Genomic DNA, 22,367 nt, shown 5'->3' with positions numbered 1-22,367 from the left:
GCACGGTTCCAACGCCCACGTCAATGCCGGACATCCGGCCGAATCGTGAAACGCCATGAAAATCAATAACTGTGACGGTCAACCTGTAATCCGGAATAGGCTTCGTTGCCGTGTTCCTTGATATCGAGGCCGACCTCTTCCTCTTCAGCCGTCACCCGAAGCCCCACGGTATGCTTGATAGCAAGGAACAAAGCCATGCCGCACCCGAAGGACCAGGCAAACGCCACTCCGATGCCGACCAGCTGCGCCGCCAGCACCGTCATGCTGAACTGTTCGACACCGAAGACGGCGTAGGCCAGAGTGCCCCACGCCCCGCAGACGCCGTGCACGCTGACACAGCCCACGGGATCGTCGACCTTGAGCTTTCGTTCGATGAAGATGACGCTGAAGACCACCAGGACGCCCGCCACGAGCCCGATGATCAGTGCGCCAAAAACGTTGACGACATCCACCGCCGCACAGACGGCCACCATGCCGGCAAGAAATCCGTTCACGGTCATGCCGACATCCGGCTTCTGGGTGTAGAACCAGATAGCGGCCATAGCTCCAATTCCGCCGGCGGCGCCGGCGATGTTGGTCATGACGGCAATGCGGGCCAGATTCCCGTCGAAGGTCGTTGTGCTGCCCGGATTGAAGCCGAACCATCCCAGCCAGAGGATGAATCCGCCGATGACGGCAAACGGCAGATTATGGCCGGGGATGGCCTTGGGGGTGCCGTCGGCGTCAAATTTGCCGACCCGGGGACCGATGACCAAGGCCCCCGCGAGGGCAAGCCAGCCGCCGATGGAATGGACGACGGTCGAGCCGGCGAAGTCATAGAATCCGACGCCCAGAACCGCCTCGAGCCATCCCGATCCGTCCAGGAGACTGCCCCACGCCCACCCGCCAAAGATCGGATAGATCACCGCGCAGATGACGAGGCTGTAGATCAGGTAACTGGTGAACTTGCATCGTTCGGCCACGCCGCCGGAGACGATGGTGGCCGTTGTCGCCGCAAAAACACACTGAAAAAGCCAGAAAGCAAAGCCCCACTGGGTAGCCTCCGTTTTACCGAGGAAGAAAAGGGGCTCATCAGGACCCGCGAACATGATATGGAATCCGATGATCAAAAAAGCGATGGTACCGATGCAAAAATCCATGATGTTCTTCATCATGATGTTGACGGCGTTCTTGGCCCGGGTGAAGCCTGACTCCACCATGGCGAACCCGGCCTGCATGATGAAGACGAGAAAGGCGGCGATACAGGTCCAGAGCACGTCGCCCCGGTATTGGAGGATCTCCAGATCCGACAGGTAGCGGACAATGGAGACGGTTTCGGCTTTGCCGGCCACCGTCACCTCGACATCCTCGGCGATGGGCGTCGTTTCATCCCGATAGGCTCCCGACACCGGCAGGTCCTTGCGGATCTCCTCCTGAGTCTTTCCTTTCAGCAAGACTCCCGGAACTCCTTCGACGGCTTTTTGGAGGGCCCGTCCCTCTTCCGCTGACGATAACGCCGCAGCGCCGAAGGCGAAAAAAAGGACGGCAGACATCAACACCACGGCGAACCTGATCCTTGTTGAACCTGTGCATAAACACTTCATTTTTTCATCTCCTGTTTTTCCGGCGGTTTTCACGTTGCAGCCCATGAACGATGTTCAGGACGTCGGTCAGATTGCGCTTTCCCCGTTTGCTCCCGTCAACTGACGGCCAAAACCCTTCACATCCGCCACGGTCATGCCCTTGACGCCGATTTCATTCAGAACGTACTTGACCTCTTCCAACTCGAAGGGTTTGATGATCGCTTGAATCTGTTTCATGACATGCCTCCCAGGGTATCGGTGTGACTGTGACGCTTGAAACGGGGGATCTTTGCAGGCTCCCGCTGTCTTAAAGATCAGCCTACTTCTATTGATGTCAGCAATATGCGTACCGGTTCTTATTGATCCACCGCACTTATATTGCAACTATTCAATTTTTAATTATTTTATTGCTATCATTACAAAAGCGTAACGCCGGAACTTGATAGCGTTGACTGAACATCAAAGACAATTTCGTGACTTATTTTTATATTTATCACATTTTTGTCTATTCAGACTAAAGATATGGGCTTGTCGGTAAACTCTGAGAGGGAAACAGGCAGGATGAGGGGGCGCACGCCATGGGCTGAAACACATCCGGAAGATAAAAGCCGCACACAATCCGAAAAGGGCGGACACACAGGTCCGCCCCTACGGGTATCCGGGAACCAGCCGCGATATACGGGCCTGTTGCACCAAATCCAGACCACGAGGGCCGGATGATATGACATTGCGGTCAACGTAGGGGCGGACCTGTGTGTCCGCCCTGATCCCGCGCCCCGCCAAACGATGTTCCATACCCCCTCAAACAATGGGCGGCCCCAACTATTCGCCCCGATGCTGGGAAATCCGGGAACCGGCCGCGACACACACAAAAAAAGCCGGGCGTCGCCGCCCGGCTTTTTGAAAATTCGATTTAAGGAAATGCGATATCGAGAACTATCCGCGCCACTCGGTATCGTCGACAGTGGTCTTGAAATCAGCCTCCACCACCTCAGGCAATGGCTTGTCTTTGGTCGCAGCGATATCCGCGGGGGACGGTTCTCCCACGAAAATCAGACGGTTCCTCGGACATTTTTCACAAGCCTCCATGACGTCAAGCGTGCATTCGGCGTCCCAGTGTTCATAGTCTATGGTCGGCAGGTTGTCCTCGATCTTGAACAACTCGGATTTTTTTGCACAGGCCTTGCAGCCGATGCACCCCACCTCGCATACGGCCATGACCTCCCTGCCGGCATCCTTGTTGGAGCAGCCGACGGCCAGAATCCGGGATTTCTTGAAGGGCGTAATGGTGATGATGTTCCTTGGACAGACGCTGCCGCAGGCACCGCATCCGATACATTTATCGTAGTCCACGGTGGCCAGGCCGTCGATGACGTGAATCGCATCATATTTGCATGCTCGGGTGCAATCCCCAAACCCGAGACACCCATAGGTGCAGGCCTGGACCCCTGCCACCATGTTTGCTGCCTGGCAGGTCATCTCTCCGAAGTAGGGCGTCCGCCCCTTGCGATCTTCGTAATGCGCCCCGCAATGGACAATCGGACGCTGGGGATAGCTCTCGTCCACCTCGATGCCCATGATGGCCGCGACGCTGGCCGCACAGGCCGCCCCGCCCACCGGGCATCTGTTCACGGCAGCGCCGCTGAGGACAACGCCCTCCGCGTAATCGGCGCATCCCACAAATCCGCAGCCGCCGCAGTTAGCGCCTGGAAGCGCCTCGATGATCGCTTCAATCCGAGGGTCGACCTTGACGTAGAATGCCTTGCTGGCCCACCCCAATATATAGCTGATGACAACCGCCATGCCGAACAGTGTCGCGGCGGAAAGACTGATGGTTACCCAATTCATAGAACCCTCTCGCGTGTATGGAATTGATGAATCGATCGCGGTTTTCCGCGCCTATTGGTTCGCCCCCGTGCCATCGGCTGCAGGTGCAGTCTGCGCTTGGGCCGCCACCGCGGGCGCCGGCATCATCGCCTTCCTGAGTCCGGAATCCACCCCGGTGAATCCCATAAAGCCCATGGCCAGGATGCCGGCAACAATGAGGGTGATCGCCGCGCCCTGAAAAGGCTTGGGAACATCACACAGGTCCAGTTCCTCCCGGATACCGGCCATAATGACGATGGCGATGGTGAAACCGATGCCGCCGCCGACGGCCAGGGTCAGGCCGCGGCCCAGGTCCCAGGCGTCCGCCGGATTGTCCACGCCCACGATCTTGCTCATGATGATCAGACAGGCGAAGAGAATCGCGCAGTTGGTCGTAATAAGGGGAAGATAGACCCCCAAGGCTTTGTACAGGGGCGGGAAAAACTTCCGCACGTACATTTCGACAAACTGAACCGACGAGGCGATGGCGAAAATATAGACGATATAGCTCAGGATGGTCAGATCGACGCCTGCGGCGGCCTCGGGCGTCATGAAATGCGCCGCCACCCAGCGGGTCAGGGGGGCGCCCGGCATAAGGACGAAAGTCGTAATGGTCCAGCTGATCAGGGCCGCAATGGAGATGACGAAGATGACCGCACATCCCATCCCAAACGCCGTGCTGATCTTTCGGGAGACCCCCACGAAGGGACAGATCCCGACGAAATAATAGAGCACAAAATTATTGATCAATGCGGCGACAACACCGATCAGAAAGATGTCTATCAGATAACTGAACATGTTTTACCCCCTGTTGGCCTTTTGCGACTGTCGATCGCTGTACCAGTTGACAAGGCCCAAAAGCAGTCCGAAAGTTAGAAATGCACCTGGCGGCAGGACCATTATTACCCAGTCCGACCAGGCAACGGGAAGCAGACGAATGTCGAAGAGCATGCCGGTTCCCAGGATCTCTCGGACCGCAGCGATACTGCAAAGGGCCAGGCAGAAACCGATGGATTGGCCGAGGGCGTCGGCACCTGCGACGAATACGCCCTGCTTTGACGCACAGACTTCGCAACGACAAATGATGATGCAGTTAACGATGATCAGGGGGATATAGGGTCCCAGGACCTTGCTCATCTGGTAAAGGTAGGCGGCAAGAACCCGGTCCGCAATGGTAACGAAGGTTGCGATGGTCAGGGTAAAGATGACGATTCTGAGGTGCGGTTTCAGCAGATTACGCATCAGGCTGGTCACCACATTGGCGCAGAAGAGCACAAACGCGACAGCCGCGGACATGGTGATGGCGGCCTTGAGGCCGTTGGTCACCGCCAGTGTCGGGCAGAGGCCCAGAAGTTGGCGATACACCGGGTTTTCAGGCAGTATCCCCTGGATAAAACGCTCGATAGCTGTGGGTTGATCGGCCATGTGTTATTTCCCCCCCGATCCTTTGGCGGTCAGCGGCCCTTTCAGGTCCGCCACAGCCGTATTGATGATGTCGGTAACGCTTCTCGATGAGATGGTGGCGCCCGTCACGGCATTGATCTCGTTGGGAACGCTGGTCTTGCCGCCCTTGACCACAGTCAGAAGCTGGTCGGTTCCCACACCCTTGAACTGGTCGCGCCACTCGTCCGTGACGATTTTATTGCCGAGGCCCGGCGTTTCCTTCTGTTCGAGAACGAAGATACCCGTGATATTCTCCGCCTTGGCATCCAGGCCCAAAAGCAGTTCGATCTTATCGGCGTATCCCTGTCCGCCGGCCTTGACGACCCAACCCAGTCGATCTCCGTCTTTTCGGGCCTCGAACACGTTGTACGTGCTCTGCTTACCCGGCTTTTCGACGACGATGTTTTCCGGCAGCGCTTCCAGGTTCTGTCCCTGCTCCGCCATCTTCTGGGCGGCCGCTTTTCCCAGCACGAGTTCAGGTACCTTTTCCCGCGTCTCATTGATCTTGTTGGTTTCGATCTTGGGCCCCAGGGTCATCTGTACCCCGGCAAGCGCGGAACCAAAGCAAAGGGCCAGAAACAGCACCAACCATGCCTGAATGATATTGTTGTTCTTCAGCCGCTCGAATGTGGAGGGCGGCATCGGCTCCATGGGTTCTATCGGTTTCATAATCTCCAATCCTATTTTGCGCCTAAGGGTCTGGGAATGGTCCAGCGGTTGATGAGGGGCGTCACGCCGTTCATGAGCAGCACGGCGAACATGACGCCTTCGGGATAGCCGCTGAAAATTCTGAGCAACATGATAAAAGCACCAACGCCGATGCCGAACAGAAGCTTTCCTTTGGGGGTAAGCGGACTGGTGACCGGATCGGTGGCGATAAAGAATGCCCCGAACAAAAGCGACCCCCCCAGAACGTGGTGGAGAATCGTCCATTCGGACTCAGGTTGGAGAAGACCGGCGATCCCGCCGATGACGGCGACCGCTGCGAGAACCCCCGCAGGAATCTCCCAGGAAGCGGTCCGCCGGATGCAGAGATAGATGCCGCCGATAAGGCACGCCACGGCGCTGGTCTCACCGAGGGAACCGTTGGTCACACCCCAAAACAGTGCGGGTATCGATGCGACGACGCCCCCCTGTTTAAAAGCATCCATAGGCGTTGCCTGGGTAATGGCGTCGACGGCGCTGTTCACGTCCTGATACCCCGACGCTCCGAGAAAGGTTGCAAATGAAATCATGACAAAGGCCCGGCCGACCATAGCGGGATTGAAAATGTTCATGCCCACGCCGCCAAAGATTATCTTGCCGATGCCGATAGCCGTAATGGAAGCGATCACGCCAACGAACCAAGGCGCCGTGCCCGGCAGCGACAACGCCAGGATCACCCCCGTTACCGCTGCGGAAAAATCCCGAAGCGAGAGGGGGTTGCCCCGCATGCGGGTAAATGCGGCTTCGGCCAGGAGACAGGTCCCCACGCAGATGGCCAACTGCCTGACCGCATACATCTGAAAAACGTAGATCGATGCCCCCACCACCGGCACCAGTGCAATCAGGACATCGAGCATCATCTGCCGGGTCGAGGTGGATGTGCTGGACAGGTGGGGCGAGGGCGCCACGTGGATCGTCGGTGCGATCTCTTCCGCAGCCGATAATGTCTGTTCTTTATCTTTCGCCATAAAAAATTACCTTTGAAGGAAGTTCCGCAACTTCCCGAATGAGGTTAAGTCAAGCGTTCTTATTTTTTGCTCGCCCCGATCACGACGGCCTTGCCGGTCCTCACCAGCTGTACGATGGGAATCTGAGCAGGACAGATGTAGGCGCAGGAGCCGCACTCGAAACACGCCATGATGTTGTACATCTGGGCCAGATCGATGTCCTTTTTGCGGGAGGCCAGCGCCAACTTACTGGGAACCAGGTTCATGGGACAGGCATCCACGCATCGGCCGCACCGGACACAGTTCGTCTCCGCTTCCCGTTTCAGATCTCCATGGGTGAGAACAGTGATGCCGCTGGTGCCCTTCGTCACCGGCGTCGCCATATCGGAAAAGGCGAAACCCATCATGGGGCCGCCGGCCACAACCCGGGCGGCATCCTCAGTCAGCCCGCCGCAGTAATCGATCATATCGCCCATGCTGATGCCGATGGGGGCCAACAGATTTTTCGGGGTCCGGATGCCGGCACCGGTGACTGAAATCACACGGTGGGTCAGGGGCTTGCCCCTTAAAACCGCCCGAGCCACCACGGCTGCCGTGGAGATGTTGCTCACCGCCACGCCCACGTCGAGCGGCAGTCCGCCCAGCGGCACCTTTCGACCGGTGGCCGCCAGGATCAGCTGCTTTTCACTGCCCTGGGGATACTTTGTCCGGAAAACGGCAACCTTGATGCCGGTACCCGCTGCCGCTTTCCGTATCACTTCGATGGCATTGGGCTTGTTGTCCTCGATGCCGATGATGATATTCCGGGCCTGGGTAACCCGACCAAGGAGCAGTGCGCCGGTAATGATGGGCTCGGGCACCTCGATCATCATCCGATAATCCGAGGTCAGATAGGGCTCGCACTCGCATCCGTTGATCAGCACCGTGTCGATGGGTTTTTCGTCGTTGGGGACATATTTGACATGGGTCGGGAAGGTTGCCCCGCCAAGCCCTACGACGCCGGCCTTCTGGATGGCGTCGACGATCTCTTTCCGGCTATACCGCTCCAATCCCTCCCGGGGCCATTCGCCGCCGAAGATGTCGTCCCACAACGCCTGACCGCTCACTTGATCGCCCTCGGCCTTGATGGGTATCGCCGGAACATGACGACCGTTGGGCAGCGTCGTCGTTCCCACCTTCATGACCTTACCCGCAATGGGAGAATGGATGGGCACGGACACAAAACCTCCCGCATCGGCGATCTTCTCGCCGAAGGCTACCGTCGCCTTGGGCTTGACGGCAATTTTGCTGGGCGCCCCGACATTCTGCAGCAGGGGAATCATGACCCTTTGCGGCGGCGGCATGACCTCGATCGCCACATTTTCCGCAAACGTTTTTCTTTCGGGGGGGTGCACGCCGTGAGGGAATGTACCGCCGCTCCCTGAAAACTTAAATTTGAACGCCATAAAGACTCCTTAAAAAAAACATTGCCAAAAGCATATGCCTTTGGCCGCGGTCCATGATGAATTCAGCTGTGAATTCAGCTGTGAATTCTGCTCGTTATTCGAATTTTGGGATATACAAAAAAGGAAGTCATGTCAAGCGAGAAATTTACAGATCAATCTCATAAATAAATTGAATCAAATTCAATAAATACCGACACCCCCTCCCGAAGGTGGGGCGATCCGATTCAAATTGCCGAACCACAGGACAATGTTGACGGTATGCCTTCTTATGGGGTAGGCATCCATTTTTCAACGGCACACACAAAAAGGTCCCGACGCCATGATCAATTCCGATAGCCACTCTGCTGCACAGATCGTGCTGCTTTTTCTGAAAAACCCCGAAAAAGGTCGGGTCAAAACCCGTCTGGCCAAATCCATCGGCCGGGACGCCGCCGTCAGACTCTACCAGAGCTTTGTGGAAGACATCCTTTCCATGCTCCATCGGACAGACCGACCGGTGATCATCTGTTTCCATCCCCCCTGGGCAGAAGCAGCCGTCATTCGATGGTTGACCGGAAATTATCGCTTCCGGCCCCAGATCGGTGCCGACCTGGGGGAACGAATGGCGAACGCCTTTGTACATGCCTTTTCCGAAAAATATACCCAGGTGCTCCTGATGGGAACGGATGTTCCAGGGCTGCCGGAAGATGTTATCCGCGAGGCCTTCGACGCCCTCCGCCATCGTCCGGCTGTCCTGGGGCCCTCCACGGACGGCGGGTATTATCTCATCGGTTTTAACAAGCGCTCTTTTTCTCCCCGATGCTTTCGGGGCATCATCTGGAGCACGCCGACGGTTCTGCGTCAAACTGTAAAAAAAATGCCCGGACAGGGGCGGGCGTTCCATATTTTGCCGGAATGGCGGGATATCGACGACTGGGAGGATCTGAAGGATTTTGTTTCCCGAAAGGATGTGCTCCGCGCCCAGGCCCCGTCGACCTTCACCTGCCTGGCATCCCTGGGCCTTCTGGCGCCCCTTGCGTAACGCCTTATATTGTCCGGAAAAGCGTGTCTCGCGTTTGCTTAAACCCGTCAAATGTGTTAAAGAGTGATCATTTCAGTCGGGGCCGCGCCGAAATTCGGTCGGAAGGCCGTCCCCACCGATGCGGTGCATCTTCGGCGCGCCAACCCACCCACATGAAAGGACGATAATATGGTGAATGACAAGGGAACGGCTCCTGACCCTTCGGACGACAAGAATATCCAGGTCTATTCCCTCAGCACATGCAGTCATTGCAAAGCCACCAAACGGCTTCTGGCGGAATGTACGGTCCAATATGATTTCGTGGATGTCGACCTGCTCGAAGGAGACGAACGGAAGGCCATCATCGAAGACATAAAAAAAATTAACCCCCGTTGCTCTTTCCCCACCATCATCATCGGCAACAAGGTCATCGTCGGGTATAAGGAAAAGGAAATCAAGGAGGCTCTGGGAATGTGATGGACGCCCGAAAACTCTACGAACAATTAAGAAAAATTCATGAGCCCAAAGGATATTATTTCAACCGGGACGAGGCCCGAACGATGGAACTTATCGAGGCGCTCATCGTGAACAAGGAACGATACGGATACATGGCCTGTCCTTGCCGGTTGGCGTCGGGCGACCGGGAGAGCGACAAGGACATCATCTGCCCCTGCGTCTACCGAGCGCCGGACGTGGCGGAGTTCGGGAGCTGCTATTGCAATCTCTACGTTTCGAAGGAATGGAACGAGGGAAAGATCCCCCGGGACTATGTCCCCGAACGCAGGCCTCCTGAAAAAATCGTTTTCTAATCCTCGAAGTCGATATGGTTCATTCGGGCCAGCGCCAGCATCAGCGCCTGGGTCCCCAGGCGCCGTCCGCCATGAGCCATTACGCCGTGATATAACTGATCGACCAGAGCGAGCCCGGGAAGCGCGAGATTCATCCGGCGTGCTTCATCCAGGGCAATCCCCATGTCCTTGACGAAATGTTCCACAAAAAAGCCCGAATCGAACTCCTTCCGCAGGATCCTCGGCGCCAGGTTGTCCAGCGACCAACACGCCGCCGCTCCGCCTGAAATGCCGGCGAGCATGGTCTCGAGATCCAGGCCAGCCCTGGCGCCGTAAAGCAGGGATTCACACATACCGATCATGGTGCCGGCAATCATGATCTGGTTGCACATCTTGGCATGCTGGCCGGCGCCGGCGACACCTTGGTATACGATCTTCCGCCCCATCGCCTCGAATAGCGGGGCGGCCGCCTCGAAAGCTTCCCGCTCACCGCCGACCATAATGGAAAGTCGCGCCTCCCGGGCGCCGACATCGCCGCCAGAAACAGGTGCATCTAAAGCATGGACGCCCTTGGACGCCGCAGTACGGAAAATCTCTTCAGCCAGGCTGGGACGGGTCGTGGTCATATCCACCAACAGCACGCCGGGCCGAGCTGAAGAAATAATTCCCATTTCGCCGAAGTAGACCGCCCGAACATCCTCCGGGGTGCCGACGATGGTGAAGACCACATCGGCGGCAGCCGTAACCGCAGCAGGGGATTCCGCCCAGGATGCCCCCTCGTTCAGCAACGGCCTCGCTTTCTCTTGGGTACGGTTGTAAACAGTGGCGGTGAAACCGCTGTCCATGACGTGCTTGCACATCCACCTTCCCATGACACCCGTTCCTATCCATCCTATCCGGGTCTTCCCCGCTGCTGTTCGATGCATGGCACCTCCTTGCTCTGTTGGCCTTTGGCCTGACAAACGAATATCCACCCCTGTAACCGAATAGATTTATATCTATAACCGAATTCCGATGATATTTGAACCATTATCTTATCCAACGCGTTGACAGGTTCCATTTCTCCGTTTGAATCTTTGTGCTTGACAAAACGCCTCCAATTTATATTGTGTTCTGGTTTATCGGTTAGGTTGTATTTTTCTTTTGCATGGTTTTTATCTTTTCGGTTACGACCGGTTTTGAGGGGAAAAACGATGAAAGTTCTGGTGAGCGACAACCTCGGTGAAATTGGGATTCAGATGTTACAAAAAGCGAACGGCATCGATGTGGATGTGAAAACGGGCCTGGCACCGGAGGAACTCAAATCCATCATAGGGGATTACGATGCCCTGGTCATCCGCAGCGCGACAAAGGTAACCGAAGATCTGCTGCAAGCGGCCGGCCGGCTCAAAGTCGTCGGCAGGGCGGGTATCGGCCTGGACAACGTCGATATTGCAGCGGCGTCCAAGCGCGGCGTCGTCGTCATGAATACCCCCACAGGCAATGTCGTGACCACTGCGGAACACGCCATCGCCATGATGTTGGCCCTTTCACGGAACATCCCGCGCGGTACCGCCACACTCAAAGCGGGTAAATGGGACAAAAAGAAACTTCAGGGGCGTGAAATTTTCAATAAGGTCATCGGCGTTGTCGGTTTCGGAAAAATCGGCTCCATCGTAGCCGATAGAGCCCGAGGGCTCAAGATGCAGGTTGTCGTTCACGATCCTTTCGTGACGCCTGAACGGATCGAAAAAGACGGCTTCGAAGCCGTTTCCCTCGATGAGCTGTATCGACGATCGGATTACATCACCGTTCACGTTCCGAAACTGAAGGACACCATCGGCTTCATCAACAGAGACGCTTTCGATAAAATGAAGGACGGCGTCATGCTCGTCAACTGTGCCCGAGGCGGCATCGTCAACGAGGCCGATCTTTACGACGCCATGAAGTCCGGGAAAGTAGCCGGAGCCGCTCTGGATGTCTTCGAAACCGAACCTCCCGAGAACTCCCCTTTATTCGAACTGGAAAATTTCATCTGCACGCCGCATCTGGGCGCATCGACCAAAGAAGCCCAGACCAACGTCGCCGTAGCGATAGCTCAACAAATCATCGATTACCTCACCACCGGCACCATTGTAAACGCGGTCAACGTCCCATCGGTCACCGGAGACCTTCTCGCAAAACTGCGCCCTTTTCTGGCGCTGGGAGACCGAATGGGCTGCCTGATGTCTCAATTGATCTGCGGCCCTGTCAAGGGCGTTACCATCGAATTTATGGGGGACTTCCAGGGGCTTGATCTTTCCCCGGTATCCACGGCCATCATCAAGGGTCTCCTCACGCCGATGGTCAAAGACATGGTCAATTCGGTCAACGCGCCCATCATCGCCAAGGATCGGGGAATCAAAGTCTCCGAGACTACCAGCGCCGACGCCGAGGATTATCTCAACCTGATTCGGCTGACAACGGAAACGACGGAGATGAGCGTGGCGTTGGCCGGCACCGTTTTTGGCAAAAACGACCCGCGCATCGTCAAAATCAACAACTTCCGTCTTGAAATGACGCCTCACGGCCACTCCGCCATCATTCACAACCTTGACCGGCCGGGAGCCATCGGCAGTATCGGGATGACCCTCGGCAAAAACAACATCAACATCGGACGCATGCAGGTGGGGCAGGAGCAGGTCGGTCAAGGAGAAGACGGCGACCGGAATATCATCTTCCTCGAAACCGATACACCGATCCCGCCCGAGGTGATCGAGGAATTGAAGAGCCTGCCTCTGGTGAAGGTGGTCATCCCGCTCGAGTTGTAAACAGACGTTTATCCGCGCGGCGGAATTACCCTAAACGGGGTTCCGGCCGCGCCGGTGCGACCGTAACGCACCCAACCATGAAGGAGGTCGAAATGGCTGAGGAGAAAGACACGACGGCGGCAGAGTCGTCTTCCGGAAAAAAATCCGATGCCCAAATGGCTAAGGACTACGAAGCTGCGGGAAAAGAGGCCGAGTCCGTCCCCCTGCCCAAAATCGATTTTTCCATGTTCATTTTTTCACTGAATTCTTCGGTTCTCGTGCATCTGGGTATTCTGGACGATCCTGCCACGGGAGAAAAAACAAAAAATCTGGCGGCGGCAAAGCAAACCATCGATATTCTGGGGATGCTCGAGGAAAAGACCCGGGGGAACCTGACCGATCAGGAACGGGATATGCTGAAACATATTCTCTATGACTTGCGGATGATATACGTCAAGGAGGTGGGTTGATTCAGCAATGCAACGCATCCGAAGATGCTATGCCCCATTTTCTCATTCGATGGGTCGGTAACGGCTTTTGGGTCATCACGGTAACCCAATAACCCCGGACATACATGAAATTTCGTTCACAGCCCCTTGGTGAAGAGATCCGGATGCTCGCACCGGCAAAGATTAATCTTTTTCTGCACGTAACGGGAAGGCGGCCCGACGGTTACCACGAGCTATACAGCCTCATGTGCCCCGTAACCCTTTTCGATACCCTGGTGCTGCGTTTCCAGGAACGGAGCATCCAATTGACGTGTCATCATCCGGGAATTCCGTCGGATGAGACCAATCTGGCCTGGCGGGCGGCTGCATGCTTTCTCGACCGCCTGAAAACAGGAGAGGGTGTTCACATCTCTATCGAGAAACGGATTCCGGTTGCAGCGGGTCTCGGCGGTGGAAGCAGTGACGCCGCCGCCGTGCTGAACGCCCTGAATCGTCACTATGGCCGGCCGTTTTCCATCGAGGAACTGATGAAGATGGGGCTGTCCCTGGGCGCCGATGTACCGTTCTTTATCCTGGGTCGGCCCGCCATTGCCGAAGGTGTCGGGGAGCGTCTCACGATCTGTGAAGGTCTTCGCCGTTTTTTTCTGGTATTGGCGGCATTTCCCTTTGGTGTTTCCACGGCGGATGTGTACAAAAACCTCAATTTGGGATTGACAAATTGTAAAAAAGCCAATACAAGTTTTGCCCTTGAGAACGGGCAAGATTTTGACATCTTGCGATATCTCTGCAACGATCTAGAAACGGTAACGATCCGCCGGTTCCCCGAGATTGAAGCGACAAAAACGGCGCTCATGAATCACGGATCGGTCGGTGCATTGATGTCGGGCAGCGGCCCGACGGTCTTCGGCCTCTTTGAAACAGCCGAAAAAAGGGATTCCGCAATGCACCTCCTTTCAACGTCGACGAATTGGACGCTGTATGCTGCGGAGTTGCTCGCGCAGACGAAAGGGTAGTCGACAAAGATATCATGTTGGGGCGTCGTCAAGCGGTAAGACACAGGATTTTGGTTCCTGCATTCGGAGGTTCGAATCCTCCCGCCCCAGCCATTTTGGAACACCCCTTTTAGACATTGGGGATTCAAGGGATACGGAACAATCAGTGATGAACAACGAAATCACCATATTTTCAGGAAACTCCAATCCGGATTTAGCCGCCAAAATCTGTAATTATCTCGATCTTCCTCTGGGAGGGGCAAAGGTCAAAACCTTCAGCGACGGAGAGATCCAGATCGAGATCAACGAGAATATCCGTGCCAGAGACGTTTTTGTGGTTCAATCGACGTGTCGTCCTGTAAACGACAATCTCGTTGAACTGCTTTTGATGCTTGACGCATGCAAACGATCCTCAGCCAAGCGGGTGACCGCGGTCATCCCGTATTACGGCTATGGACGTCAGGACAAAAAGGTGGCCCCACGGGTACCCATCAGCGCAAGACTGGTTGCCGACATGATCACGCTGGCGGGGGCTGACCGGGTTATCACGATGGATCTTCATGCCGGGCAAATTCAAGGATTTTTCAATATCCCCGTAGACAACCTTTTCGCTACACCGGTAGTTCTGGATCACATTCGGTCGAAATTCAACCTCGAAGACGTCGTCATCGTTTCGCCCGACGCCGGCGGCGTCGAGCGCGCACGGGCTTTTGCCAAACGTCTGGATGCCGGTCTTGCCATTATTGACAAACGGCGAGATGCCCCTAACGAGGCAAAAGCCATGGCGGTTATCGGCAACGTCAAAGATAAAGTCGTCATCATCCTCGACGATATGGCGGACACTGCGGGGACCTTGACCGAAGCCGCCGGTGCCCTGGTGAAAAACGGCGTCAAAGAGGTCCATGCCTGCTGTACCCATCCGGTGCTCTCGGGTCCGGCAATCAGCAGGATTCGAAATTCAGATCTCAAAAGCATTGTCGTGACGGACACCATACCGCTCAGCCAGGATGCGACGGCATGTGAAAAAATCTCCGTGCTGACCATTTCCAAACTGTTCGGCGAGGCGATCATTCGCAGCCATGAGGGCGATTCGGTAACATCACTTTTTGTATAATTTGCGATCTGCAAAAAAACCGGTTACATATTCCGGTTCACCATCTAAGGAGGCTTTTTTTGGAATTCATTGATCTCAAAGCAAATATCAGAACAGGAAGAAAAAAGGGGCCGTCACGTCGCCTTCGGGCCGCTGGAAGAATTCCGGCCGTACTTTACGGCCCCGGCGCTGAGACCCTGGCCTTATCCATCGATACGACCGATCTTGAGAAAGCCGTCAAGCATCGAAGCGGCAGCCAGGTCTTTCTAAATCTCGTCATTGACAGCGCCGACGGGAACAAGACAGCCATGATAAAGGACCTTCAAATACATCCGGTTTCACGGGATATGATCCACGCCGATTTTTATGAGATCGCCATGGACCGTAAAATCCGCGCCACATCCCCGGTCACCGTGACCGGAAAGTCCATCGGCGTGGAAAACGGGGGAATGGTTCAAATCATCCGTCGTGAACTCGAGGTACTCTGCTACCCCAACCAGATGCCCGAGGAAATCGTCATCGATATCACCGATCTGGACATAGGCGACTCGATTCACATCGAAGATATCCCTGTCGAGGAAGGAATCGAATTTCCCCATGAGGTAAACTTTACGGTGTTGACCATTCTGAGCGGCCGACCGGAAGAGGCCGGCGAAGAAGAGGAAGAAGAGCTGGGTGAAGAAACCGAAGCCCCCGAACAGATAGATGAAGAAGAATAATTGACTGATACCCTCCATCTGATTGTAGGGCTGGGAAATCCGGGAAAGGCATATGAACATACCAGGCACAACGTCGGGTTTATGGTAATAGATCTTATCGCATCCACCTTTTCCATTTCCATTGATGAAATGCGGAGCGACCTTCTGATCGGTCGCGGTAATATCGACAGTTGTAAGGCCGTTCTGGCAAAACCACTGGCTTTTATGAACCGGAGCGGACCTCCGGTTCTTTTGCTTCTGGAAAAGTTTGGGCTGAACGTCGAGGACATGATCGTCATTCATGACGACATCGATCTCACCTTCGGCAGAATTAAAATAAAAGAGAAAGGAGGTCATGGGGGACATCGAGGTATTGCATCTTTGATGAATGCCCTGGGAAGCGGTGCTTTCAATCGTCTTCGCATGGGCATTGGCCGACCGGAACCCGGCGTCGACGTCGTAGATCATGTACTCGGAGGATTTACGACGGAGGAGCTCGAGCAACTGCCCCGGTTCATCGAAAAGGGGCGCGAGGCGGCCGTTACTGTCCTTTGCAAAGGCACAAAGGAAGGTATGAACAGGTTCAACCGTAATACTCAAAACCTAACTTAGCATTTGGATGGAGGTAAAATGGAATTTGTATCGAACAATGTGGCCCTGACATGCACACTGGTCGGAGCGCTCGGAATCGTTTTTGCCATCGTGTTGGCAGGAATCGTAAAAGGTGCTCCCGCAGGAAATGAGAAAATGCAAGCAATTGCCGGAGCCATCCAGGAAGGTGCGATCGCCTACCTCAACCGGCAGATGAAAAGCATGGGCATTGCCGGCATCATCATTTTTGCCGTTATTTTTGCCACCATGGGCATCAAAACCGCCCTGGGTTTTCTTATCGGCGCGTTGGCCTCCTTCTGCGCGGGTTATATCGGCATGAGAGTTTCCGTTCTGGCCAACGTCAGGACCGCCGAAGCCGCCAAAAAGGGTCTGGCCGCCGGATTGGCGATGGCCTTCAAAGGCGGTTCCGTCACCGGCATGATCGTGGCCGGTCTCGCCCTGACCTCTGTCGCCGGTTATTACTACTTCACCCATGACGTCATTGCCCTGGTGGCCCTCGGCTTTGGCGGCAGCCTCATCTCCATTTTCGCACGGCTCGGCGGCGGCATCTTCACCAAGGGCGCCGATGTCGGCGCTGACTTGGTGGGCAAGGTCGAGGCGGGCATTCCCGAGGACGATCCGAGAAACCCCGCGACCATCGCCGACAACGTCGGGGACAACGTCGGCGACTGTGCCGGTATGGCCGCCGACCTCTTCGAGACCTATGCGGTCACGGCGGTTGCGGCCATGCTGATCGGCCACCTGCTGTTCCCGAAAAATCCGATGGCTACCGAGTTCCCACTGATCCTTGGCGCCATTTCCATCATCGCCTCGATGATCGCGGTATTCTTCGTTCGCCTCGGCAAAAGCGAATACATCATGGGTGCGCTGTATAAAGGAATGTTCGGATCCGCTATCATCGCAGCCGTGGCATTTTACTACGCCTGTGCCAAGTTCATGGCCGACATTCCCGGCATTTCTGCCATGAACCTCTATTACTGTACGCTGATCGGTCTGCTCCTGACCGTCATCATCGTTATCATCACTGAATACTACACCGGCATTTACGGCCCGGTGAAAGCCATCGCCGAAGCCTCCACCACCGGTCACGGCACCAACATCATCTCCGGTCTCGCCGTCTCCATGCAGGCGACTGCGGCTCCGGTGCTGACCATCTGCCTGGCCATTTTCCTTGCGCATCGCTTCGGCGGGCTTTACGGCATCGCCATGGCCGCCATGTCCATGCTTTCCATGACCGGCATGGTCATCGCCATTGACGCTTACGGTCCCATCACCGACAACGCCGGCGGCATCGCCGAGATGGCCGGAATGGATGACAGCGTCCGCGCCGTCACCGACCCGCTGGACGCCGTTGGAAACACCACCAAGGCCGTTACCAAGGGTTACGCCATCGGCTCCGCCGGTCTGGCCGCTCTGGTGCTCTTTTCCGCCTACGTTATGGAGTTCACGATTCAAGGCGCTGAAAAAGCGATCAAGTTCGATCTTTCCGACGTCAACGTCGTCATCGGTCTTTTCATCGGCGGTCTGCTGCCCTACCTGTTCGCCTCCATCGCCATGAAGGCTGTCGGCAATGCCGGCGGCGCGGTCGTCGATGAAGTGCGTCGTCAGTTCCGCGAAATCCCGGGCATCATGGAAGGCACCGCCAAACCTGATTACGGCGCCTGCGTCGACATCGTCACCAAGTTCGCCCTCAAGGAGATGCTGGTTCCCGCTCTTCTGCCGGTCGTCGCTCCGCTCCTGGTCGGCTTCATCCTTGGCAAGGTCGCCCTCGGCGGTCTTCTCATCGGCTCCATCGTCACCGGCGTTTTCGTGGCACTCTCCATGACCACCGGCGGCGCTGCATGGGATAACGCCAAAAAATACATTGAAGACGGTCATCTCGGCGGCAAGGGCTCCGATGCTCACAAGGCTGCCGTTACCGGTGACACCGTCGGCGATCCATACAAAGACACCGCCGGACCGGCTGTCAACCCGATGATCAAGATTCTCAACGTTGTCGCGCTGCTGATGGTGCCTTTCCTGATGTAGGTTTGACCGCGATAACCGGATCAGATTTTCCGGAGCGGATCTTATGGATCCGCACATAGCTAAGCAACACTGAATACTCAAAAGGATTGGCGCCCCCATTCGGCGCCAATCCTTTTTTGTTTGCTTGTTTTTTATATGTATGATATAAAATGAAAAATTTATTCTCATACCGAATAGCCTCAGCGACCTCAGTTTGATTTAAAGGCGTTACCCTGCCGGTCGATGAGGTGTGTTTTTAATATCTTATACTGGTGGTGGAATGAACGAAAAAAAGGCCAAGAATCATACCGAAAGCAATTCGCCACACAACGGCAAGCGGCGTCGATTCCAGGTCGGCGATCTGGCGGTCTATCCCGCTCACGGAGTCGGGCGCATCGAATCTATTGAGAGCAAGGTTGTGGGCGGCGAAACCCATGATTTTTATATTATGAAGGTTCTTGAGAACGATATGGTGATCATGATTCCGACTTGGAACGTCGAGTCCGTCGGCTTGCGTGACGTCATCAGCAAGACTGAAATTCCCGATATCTACAAGGTCATGTCCGATCGCCAGGAAAGTCCCCTGGACAACCAGACCTGGAATCGTCGATACCGGGAGTACATGGAAAAGATTAAAACTGGATCTCTCTATGAGGTCGCTGAGGTGTATCGGGATCTTTTCCTCCTGAAAATGTCAAAAGATCTCTCCTTTGGAGAACGCAAGCTCTACGATACGGCCCAGATATTGCTGGTCAAGGAACTCTCCACGGCTAAAGAAACCGACGAACAGACGATTCTTACCGAAATCGAATCTCTTTTTATCTCCTGACCTCTGCGCATCCTCCCTCTATGATCGATACTGTCGATGAGTACCGGATCATCGTCGATGACCAGTCCGCCGGTCTTCGGCTCGACGCCTTTCTGGGGACGATTCTTCCGGACTGTTCTCGTTCCTACGCCGCCCAGCTTATCCGCACGGGGCGGATCACGCTTTTTCAACGGAAGGCAAAGCCCAGTCATCGGCTTCGCCCAGGCGACGAAATTCTCGCCCGAATTCCGCCGCCGGAGCCGGCCCATATTCCTCCTGAGCCCATTCCACTGGATATCATTTATCAGGACGACTTCCTGATCGTTCTGAACAAACCCGCCGGCATGGTGGTGCATCCGGCGCCGGGACATTCCTCCGGGACTCTCGTTAACGCTCTGCTCCACCATTGTCCGGATCTACCGGGGATCGGCGGAGAAGTTCGTCCCGGTATCGTCCACCGCCTGGATAAGGATACGACCGGCCTCCTGGTTGTTGCCAAAACCGCCGACGCCCACACCGACCTGTCCGCTCAGTTCAAATCCCGAAGGGTCGGGAAAAAGTACCTGGTTTTAGTACACGATCATATGGCGACAGATTCGGGAAGCATTGACCGCCCTATTGCCCGTCACCCGTCTAACCGAAAAAAAATGGCAGTCACCATGGGATCCGGAAGACACGCTTTGACCCGATGGCGGCGTCTCGAGCATCTTGCCGAAGCGTCCCTCCTCGAGGTGGACCTGCTGACCGGTCGCACCCATCAAATTCGCGTCCATTTTTCCGCCATCCATCATCCCGTTATCGGGGATCCGATCTACAGCTCCTCAAATTGGGGTAACCACTCGCCAAAAGTCCGCCGTTTGATTCAACCCGTCCGCCGACAGATGCTGCATGCGTTGGAAATTCGCTTCAAACACCCTGAAAGCGGCGCTGATATATGTTTCAGCGCGCCGCCTCCCCCAGATATGCTTGAACTGATATGTGCTCTCAGGAAGGCTTATACCGACGTATCATCCTGATTGGATATAGAGCCCCTGATAAAGGCATAGTTTCTTCATCTCTCACCACCACTGTCCGCCATGCAAAAGGCCGTTCCCGAGTCTGAGACTCGGGAACGGCCTTTCAGATGCTAAACGTTTTCGATTGCCGACGCTTATGCGGCTTTTTTCCGGGTATCTTTATTGTAACACAATCTACAACAGTTCATGCACCGGGACGCCTCTTTGAGAGCAGCCTCTTCCGGCAGCACCAAATCCACCTCCTCGAAGGTTTTGATCCGGGTGGCCACCGGCAACTCCGGCATCCTGGCCCTCTCGCTGGGAATCACCCCGTCCACATGCTCGAACAGCGATTCCGGAATATGCGTCTTGAAAAGAACGTTCTCCGGGGGTTTGACCGATTCGCCCATCAGATATTGATGAATGGACCGAGCCGCCCGTCGCCCACCGCCAATGGCCGAGACTACCAGGGATGCACCCGTAGCGGAGTCGCCGCCGGTGAATATCTTGGGAATACTGCATTGCAGGGTTATGGGATCGTTGTCAAGGGTATTCCACCGCGTGATGACGAGATCTTCGAGAGACTTGGCGTCCTCCTTGAATGAAACATCCGGGCGCTGTCCAATGGCGCTGATGATCATATCCGCCTCGATCAGGGTTTCCGATCCTTCGACAGGCACCGGACGACGACGACCGCTGGCATCGGGTTCACCCAGTTCCATCTTGAGATATTCCAGATGGGTCGCATTCCCGCTCTCGTCGCTCACGACCCTGGTGGGTGCCGCCAGAAAATGATATTTCACGCCTTCATGCTCGGCAGCTTCGATCTCCACGACATTGGCCGGCATCTCCTTCCGGGTCCTCCGATACAGAAGGGTCACCTCTTCCGCGCCGAGCCTGACCAATGTGCGAACACAATCGATGGCGGTATTGCCGCCGCCGACGACAACGCATTTTTTACCGATGGGAATTTTTTCCCCTCCGGCAAACCGTGAGAGAAAATTTATACCGGTATAGACGCCCGAAGCGTCCTCGCCCTTGATACCCAGGGTGTAATCGCTCCAGGCACCGATGCCGAAAAATACCGCGTCAAAGCCTTCGTAGCTGAGTGTTCCCATGTTGAAGTCCCTGCCGAATCGCATGTTCGTACGGGCTTCTATGCCGAGATTGAGGATGCCTTGAATTTCCCAATCCAGTGTCTTTTTGGGAAGCCGATATTCTGGGATACCGTAACGGACCATACCGCCCAGATGGGGCATCGCCTCGAAAATGGTCACGTCGTGCCCCACCCGCTTCAGAAAGAAAGCACAGCTGAGCCCTGCGGGGCCGCCGCCGATAACGGCAACCTTTTTGCCGGTTTCAGGTGCGCAGCTGATGGGAAAGCGCGTGCCGGAATTCATCTCGAAGTCGGCTACGAATCGTTTCAGCTGGTTGATGGATACCGGTTCATCTTCGATACCCCTGCGGCAGTAATCCTCACAGGGATGGGGACAAACCCGCCCGCAGGTAAGAATCAGGGGATTTCTCAGCCGCAGGGTATGAACGGCGCCTTCGTAATCCCCTTTGGTGATACACTCGATATACATCGGAATATCGATTTCCGCAGGGCAGGTCTGCTGACAGGGCGCCAGAGCGTCCTCGGTTTTGTTGATATCGAGCAGCCGCTGGGACAGGGTCCTCACCGTAAGAATGCTCTTGGGGCACGCCTTTTCACAAGCACCGCATCCCACGCATTTAATCTCATCGACGATGGGAAATCCGTCGGGCCCCATGTGGATCGCGTCAAATTTACAGGAGCGTACGCAGTCTCCGTAGCCGAGGCATCCGACCCGGCATTCGCGTTTACCCCCATACATCGTCGATACGGCCGCGCAGGTCTGAACGCCCATATAATGAAATTTGTCATCCGCACGGAATCCGCCGTCGCAGGTGTTGAGCGACTTGAGCGGCTCCGCCGTACCGACGTCCATGCCCATCACCTTAGCGACGTTCGCAACGAGCTCGGGACCGGAGACAATGCAGACGTTGGGAGGCGCTTTCCCCGATACGACGGCGGCGGCCGCCGCCGAGCATCCGGCATATCCGCAACCGCCGCAGTTGGCGCCCGCGAGATTGGCTTCGACCTCGGCGATGCGAGGATCTTCATAGACATAAAAGATTTTTGACGCAAGGCTTAGAACCGTGCCGCA

Annotated in this window: 22 protein-coding genes and 1 tRNA gene; 13 read left to right on the top strand and 10 right to left on the bottom strand. The window is 55.6% G+C overall.

Annotated features, from left to right (window positions below; genetic code table 11):
* Positions 1-62: 62 nt before the first annotated feature.
* From AB7S84_RS09825 to rsxC, 8 genes are all read right to left on the bottom strand, one after another.
* Entirely contained in the window at positions 63-1,433 is a 1,371-nt protein-coding gene (locus AB7S84_RS09825; protein ID WP_428154192.1) for an ammonium transporter, read from the bottom strand.
* A gap of 216 nt (positions 1,434-1,649) precedes the next feature.
* Positions 1,650-1,799 carry a P-II family nitrogen regulator gene (locus AB7S84_RS09820; RefSeq protein ID WP_020878504.1) on the bottom strand — a complete coding sequence of 50 codons (150 nt, stop codon included), beginning with the start codon at positions 1,797-1,799 and terminating at the stop codon, positions 1,650-1,652.
* A gap of 699 nt (positions 1,800-2,498) precedes the next feature.
* Positions 2,499-3,410, bottom strand: a complete 912-nt coding sequence (locus AB7S84_RS09815) for an RnfABCDGE type electron transport complex subunit B (RefSeq protein ID WP_020878505.1) — start codon at positions 3,408-3,410, stop codon at positions 2,499-2,501.
* A gap of 51 nt (positions 3,411-3,461) precedes the next feature.
* Entirely contained in the window at positions 3,462-4,226 is a 765-nt protein-coding gene (locus AB7S84_RS09810) for an electron transport complex protein RnfA (RefSeq protein ID WP_020878506.1), read from the bottom strand.
* A gap of 3 nt (positions 4,227-4,229) precedes the next feature.
* Positions 4,230-4,853, bottom strand: coding sequence for an electron transport complex subunit RsxE (gene rsxE / locus AB7S84_RS09805; protein WP_428154189.1), 624 nt, complete (start codon positions 4,851-4,853; stop codon positions 4,230-4,232).
* 3 nt (positions 4,854-4,856) lie between these two features.
* Entirely contained in the window at positions 4,857-5,540 is a 684-nt protein-coding gene (locus tag AB7S84_RS09800; protein WP_020878508.1) for an FMN-binding protein, read from the bottom strand.
* 11 nt (positions 5,541-5,551) lie between these two features.
* Positions 5,552-6,544, bottom strand: coding sequence for an RnfABCDGE type electron transport complex subunit D (locus AB7S84_RS09795; protein WP_020878509.1), 993 nt, complete (start codon positions 6,542-6,544; stop codon positions 5,552-5,554).
* 59 nt (positions 6,545-6,603) lie between these two features.
* Positions 6,604-7,968: an electron transport complex subunit RsxC gene (gene rsxC / locus AB7S84_RS09790; protein WP_020878510.1), complete on the bottom strand. Its 1,365-nt coding sequence runs from the start codon at positions 7,966-7,968 to the stop codon at positions 6,604-6,606.
* A 319-nt stretch (positions 7,969-8,287) separates the two neighbouring features.
* Here rsxC and AB7S84_RS09785 point away from each other — a divergent pair, with 319 nt between their 5' ends.
* From AB7S84_RS09785 to AB7S84_RS09775, 3 genes are all read left to right on the top strand, one after another.
* On the top strand, positions 8,288-8,989 hold the full coding sequence (locus AB7S84_RS09785) for a TIGR04282 family arsenosugar biosynthesis glycosyltransferase (RefSeq protein ID WP_020878511.1): 702 nt from the start codon (positions 8,288-8,290) through the stop codon (positions 8,987-8,989).
* Between the two features lie 168 nt (positions 8,990-9,157).
* A complete protein-coding gene (locus tag AB7S84_RS09780; protein ID WP_020878512.1) occupies positions 9,158-9,445 on the top strand; it encodes a glutaredoxin family protein in 288 nt (95 codons plus the stop codon).
* A complete protein-coding gene (locus AB7S84_RS09775; RefSeq protein WP_040416620.1) occupies positions 9,445-9,777 on the top strand; it encodes a ferredoxin-thioredoxin reductase catalytic domain-containing protein in 333 nt (110 codons plus the stop codon). Before AB7S84_RS09780 ends, AB7S84_RS09775 begins: the two co-directional genes overlap by 1 nt.
* Here the strand turns inward: AB7S84_RS09775 and AB7S84_RS09770 are convergent.
* A complete protein-coding gene (locus AB7S84_RS09770; RefSeq protein WP_428154183.1) occupies positions 9,774-10,682 on the bottom strand; it encodes an NAD(P)-dependent oxidoreductase in 909 nt (302 codons plus the stop codon). The genes AB7S84_RS09775 and AB7S84_RS09770 overlap by 4 nt on opposite strands.
* A gap of 267 nt (positions 10,683-10,949) precedes the next feature.
* Between AB7S84_RS09770 and serA the strand changes: the two genes are divergently transcribed.
* The 10 genes from serA (at position 10,950) to AB7S84_RS09720 (ending at position 20,199) form a co-directional block, all read left to right on the top strand.
* On the top strand, positions 10,950-12,545 hold the full coding sequence (serA, locus tag AB7S84_RS09765; protein ID WP_428154181.1) for a phosphoglycerate dehydrogenase: 1,596 nt from the start codon (positions 10,950-10,952) through the stop codon (positions 12,543-12,545).
* A gap of 92 nt (positions 12,546-12,637) precedes the next feature.
* Positions 12,638-12,994 (top strand): DUF1844 domain-containing protein, encoded by a 357-nt coding sequence (locus tag AB7S84_RS09760; protein WP_020878516.1) that lies wholly within the window; start codon positions 12,638-12,640, stop codon positions 12,992-12,994.
* A gap of 104 nt (positions 12,995-13,098) precedes the next feature.
* Positions 13,099-13,986, top strand: coding sequence for a 4-(cytidine 5'-diphospho)-2-C-methyl-D-erythritol kinase (gene ispE, locus AB7S84_RS09755; RefSeq protein ID WP_428154179.1), 888 nt, complete (start codon positions 13,099-13,101; stop codon positions 13,984-13,986).
* A gap of 18 nt (positions 13,987-14,004) precedes the next feature.
* A tRNA-Gln gene (locus AB7S84_RS09750) sits at positions 14,005-14,079 on the top strand.
* Between the two features lie 55 nt (positions 14,080-14,134).
* Complete coding sequence (locus AB7S84_RS09745) at positions 14,135-15,079, top strand: ribose-phosphate diphosphokinase (RefSeq protein WP_428154177.1); 945 nt, start codon at positions 14,135-14,137, stop codon at positions 15,077-15,079.
* 59 nt (positions 15,080-15,138) lie between these two features.
* Positions 15,139-15,777, top strand: coding sequence for a 50S ribosomal protein L25 (locus tag AB7S84_RS09740; RefSeq protein WP_428154175.1), 639 nt, complete (start codon positions 15,139-15,141; stop codon positions 15,775-15,777).
* Positions 15,778-16,368 (top strand): aminoacyl-tRNA hydrolase, encoded by a 591-nt coding sequence (gene pth, locus AB7S84_RS09735; protein WP_428154172.1) that lies wholly within the window; start codon positions 15,778-15,780, stop codon positions 16,366-16,368. It begins immediately after the preceding gene.
* Between the two features lie 18 nt (positions 16,369-16,386).
* On the top strand, positions 16,387-18,396 hold the full coding sequence (locus tag AB7S84_RS09730) for a sodium-translocating pyrophosphatase (RefSeq protein WP_428154170.1): 2,010 nt from the start codon (positions 16,387-16,389) through the stop codon (positions 18,394-18,396).
* Between the two features lie 259 nt (positions 18,397-18,655).
* Complete coding sequence (locus AB7S84_RS09725) at positions 18,656-19,204, top strand: CarD family transcriptional regulator (RefSeq protein ID WP_020878522.1); 549 nt, start codon at positions 18,656-18,658, stop codon at positions 19,202-19,204.
* Between the two features lie 20 nt (positions 19,205-19,224).
* Positions 19,225-20,199: an RluA family pseudouridine synthase gene (locus AB7S84_RS09720; protein WP_428154168.1), complete on the top strand. Its 975-nt coding sequence runs from the start codon at positions 19,225-19,227 to the stop codon at positions 20,197-20,199.
* A 134-nt stretch (positions 20,200-20,333) separates the two neighbouring features.
* Here the strand turns inward: AB7S84_RS09720 and AB7S84_RS09715 are convergent.
* Positions 20,334-22,367, bottom strand: a 2,034-nt coding sequence (locus AB7S84_RS09715; protein ID WP_428154166.1) for an FAD-dependent oxidoreductase, incomplete at its 5' end; no start/stop codon positions are given.

This window comes from Desulfococcus sp., from assembly GCF_050178255.1.
In the GTDB taxonomy this organism is placed as follows: Bacteria; Desulfobacterota; Desulfobacteria; order Desulfobacterales; family Desulfococcaceae; genus Desulfococcus; species Desulfococcus multivorans.
Note: the sequence above shows the minus strand (reverse complement) of the source record. Positions and strands in the feature narration are given on the sequence as shown.